Below are 3424 nucleotides of genomic sequence, written 5' to 3'. Positions count from 1 at the left end.
CGGCTGTAAAAGATCAAGAAATGTATTTCTCTAAAAAGGTAGTGATCCGATAAATGTTTTATTTCTAAAAAACAAAAAAATGAAAAAGTTTATACTTTTATTTGCCACCGCATTTATAATATTTGCGGCACAGGCACAGACACAGAGAACAGTGCAAGGGATTGTCCGTAATGATTTAAAAATTGCCAAAAGCGCTGCAAAAGCAGCTGAGACGGACAAGACGTTCTCGATGAAAAACATTAAGTTTTGGGTGTACGACGGAATCGAGGAAGCCGATTCATTGAATTGTAACCAAGCAGCCCTGGTCATTTCCTGGCACGACGGAAGTAAGACTAATCCAGATCATTTGGTCTGGGGATACCGTTGGCCAAAAGGAGAAGAAAGATGCGGTCTTGATATGGTAGAAGCCGTTGCGAAAACTGATAAGCGTTTGCTCTTGCTTGTTCAATATACCGGCTCTATGGGCTATACGATTAATGGTATAGGCTATGAAAAGAGGAGTTCGAGCCAAGTACAAATTGCATTTGATTTGGAAGGAGCTAAAAAAGCTGGTAATACTTATCCGGAAAACGCACAAAAAATAGCTGATAATGCCATTGTGGAATCTCAGAAGACAGGGTTACTTATACATCCCTTTGGTTCAGATGGAACGAGCCGCCCTGCCTATGATTATGACTATTGGGTAAAAAATTCAAACGAAGATTTCCACTGGTTGGCCGGTTGGTACAACGGTTATTGGAGTTATTTTACCCGTGACGCACAAACAGCAGACTGGGAATATTCATCATGGGGAGCATCAAACCGTAAATTAACCAACAACACATGGGATGCCTGGAGCTACAATGCCGACATGAGCACTTGGGAAGGAACACAACCGGGTAGTCCGTTAGTAGCCGCTACCTATGCCCCAAGAAACGCATCGAAAATTATGGCAGAACCTACGACGGAAACGGCTCCCGAAGCCAAGGTTTTCTATTCGAACGGTTCTTTGCGTTTGGATAATTTGAATGGATATACGGGGTATGTGTATTCTATTTTCGGTTCGGCTGTATCCAATTTCAAAATCAATTCAGACAACGAAACAAAATCCGTAAACTTAAACTCCGGAATTTATACTTTCACCGGCGTGAAAGGGAGCGAGAAAGTTTCGTTGAAATTTTCTGTAAATAACTAAGATCTCTTATTTTTAGAGAGAGACATTTCTAGGCCCGGTTTGTTTTTACATGGAAACAGACCGGGTTCATATTTTAATCCCATTTTTATTAATGTCAATATTCCGATAGCTCACAATTTCGTTACGAGGTATGCGAATTTTTATTCAACATTATCAGTTCGGTACTTAAGATCCGTAAGACAGATGCCTGGCATACCACTCCGAGTGGTATAGGTATAAGTAATATGTTACCTCGTACTCAATATATAAGGGCAACGTCCTACGCCTACGCTTCGGTGATCTTTTATTTTATTGCATATTAAAAAATTAATCGTGACCGGAGATAAGTCTGGTTAAAATATTTTATCTGGGATACGAAGGTGGCACTTAATTTATTCATAACCAGAAATTGCTCATCCAATCATTCTTTATTACCTTTGTTAAAGCTAAAAATATTTTCTAATAAGCCAGATAATATTTGCATTGATCAATATATGAAACGGTTTATAACACAATCTTTGATGAATAATTTACACAAGAAAAAAGATGTATATGAACTGACACGTCTTAATAATTTATTTACGAGAAATGAGATAAACATACCCGGTTTTGATGACTACCGAGTTTTAAAGTGTGATTTTCATACACACACGGTCTTTTCCGATGGACTTGTCTGGCCTGATGGTCGCATCTATGAGGCTTGGCAGGACGGATTAGATGCGATAGCTATCACGGATCATATTGAACACCGGATAAATCAAGATTTGTTAAATGGAGACCTAAACCAATCTTATAAAATAGCGAAAACAGCAGCCGACGATATGGAGTTAATCGTGATTCCGGGTGTTGAGATAACTCGAGATAAGCCATTGGGGCATTTTAATGCTCTTTTCATCCAAGACGCCAACCTAATTGAAAAAGAAGATCCATTGGATTCCCTTGCTGAAGCTAAAAAACAAGGAGCGTTCATTGTATGGAATCATCCTGGATGGCCGGATAATAATGTCACATTATATCCGATACATGAACAACTAATCACAAAAGGGATCATCAATGGCATAGAGGTTATGAATTATAAGGATTTTTATCCCAAGGCGATTCATTGGTGCGTCTCGTTCAAGAAGACAATTATGGCAGGTTCCGATGTCCATTGTACTATTTCCGGAATGTATAGAAACAGATTTAGACCTATGACATTAGTTTTCGCAAGGGAGAAAAGTGAAGCAGGCATACACGAGGCTTTACTTGCACGACGGACCATAGCTTTATTCGATGGATATATGGCCGGAGAAATACAAATTTTATCCCAATTTGTAAAATCCTGCATTAAAATAAAATACATGAAAAATTCCTGTATAGCCGTAACAAATGTATCAGATATCCCTTTTCACATTTTCAACGAGGATGATTCCTATATGCTACCGGAAAGAAAGACAATCATGATGAGGATTCCGGCAAACCACCTTTGGACCTTGGAGAACTGCTTTGTTAAAGAGGACAGTAAATTGTCCATTTCCATAAATGAATTGAGGCTTGAATAAAAAACGATTCACCCTTTTAAATGAAGGTGAAGACTTAAAGCAGCCCTTCGGGGAAGGGCAAGTCGCATAGGTCAGTACAAAAAACAGTTAAGTATGCCTCTTTATCGTGCATGAGGTTACAAATACCATTGGAGAATGTTTTGTAGAGGCAAAGTTGTTAGTAGTGCAAACGGAAGTTCACAGCCAGAGGAAGTCTTTTTCCGTAAGATACGGAAAAGTCGATAGAGTTCTATTTTATCCGTTAAGAGACAAGTTATACAGGAGAAGTCCGTTAGCATATGGCATGATTGTTTCCTCTTTCTTGGAAAGAAAGCTACCAAGGATAATTTTTTCGTTCCATTTTCCATGTTCACATCAGGACTCCTTTTGATTGGATTTTTCGACTTTGGAGAAAAATCCCCGGCTTCAGCCGGCAAGTTGGTTCTTGTCGGACAAAAGACTTTTTGTCCGACAAGGACACAACTTGCTCTGTTCGCTTGAACAGAGAATCCTCATAAATTCGGATTGTCACGCAGTGTTTACACAAAAAGAGGTTTTTTCTGATCAAATTTTGTTTCAACATCCGCTTTTAAGAAGTATAACCACCTGCTTTTCTGTCAGTATCCGGACATCTGGTGACATTTGATGACATCTGATGTCACCAAAGCCGGATTTGGCAGCATCTGCCATACTTTTGCAACGGGATATAAAAACGGTGTCATGCCCGGTCACCGGAATATCCCCATGTCGG

At 39.4% G+C, this 3424-nt stretch carries 2 protein-coding genes; both read left to right on the top strand.

Translation table 11 applies throughout. The features are described 5' to 3' along the window. Positions 1-79: 79 nt before the first annotated feature. Entirely contained in the window at positions 80-1174 is a 1095-nt protein-coding gene (locus AC1WHX_RS11385) for a hypothetical protein (RefSeq protein ID WP_226769905.1), read from the top strand. A 500-nt stretch (positions 1175-1674) separates the two neighbouring features. Beyond that, complete coding sequence (locus tag AC1WHX_RS11380; RefSeq protein WP_226769906.1) at positions 1675-2694, top strand: PHP domain-containing protein; 1020 nt, start codon at positions 1675-1677, stop codon at positions 2692-2694. The last annotated feature ends 730 nt before the right edge of the window (positions 2695-3424 follow it).

Source organism: Coprobacter sp., assembly GCF_982436375.1.
This window is presented reverse-complemented; position numbering and strand designations above follow the sequence as displayed.

What these genes read in the sequence shown, in the direction of transcription:
- AC1WHX_RS11385 (WP_226769905.1), top strand. Translation starts at nt 80, where the DNA reads ATGAAAAAGTTTATACTTTTATTTGCCACCGCATTTATAATATTTGCG.
- AC1WHX_RS11380 (WP_226769906.1), top strand. Translation starts at nt 1,675, where the DNA reads ATGAATAATTTACACAAGAAAAAAGATGTATATGAACTGACACGTCTT.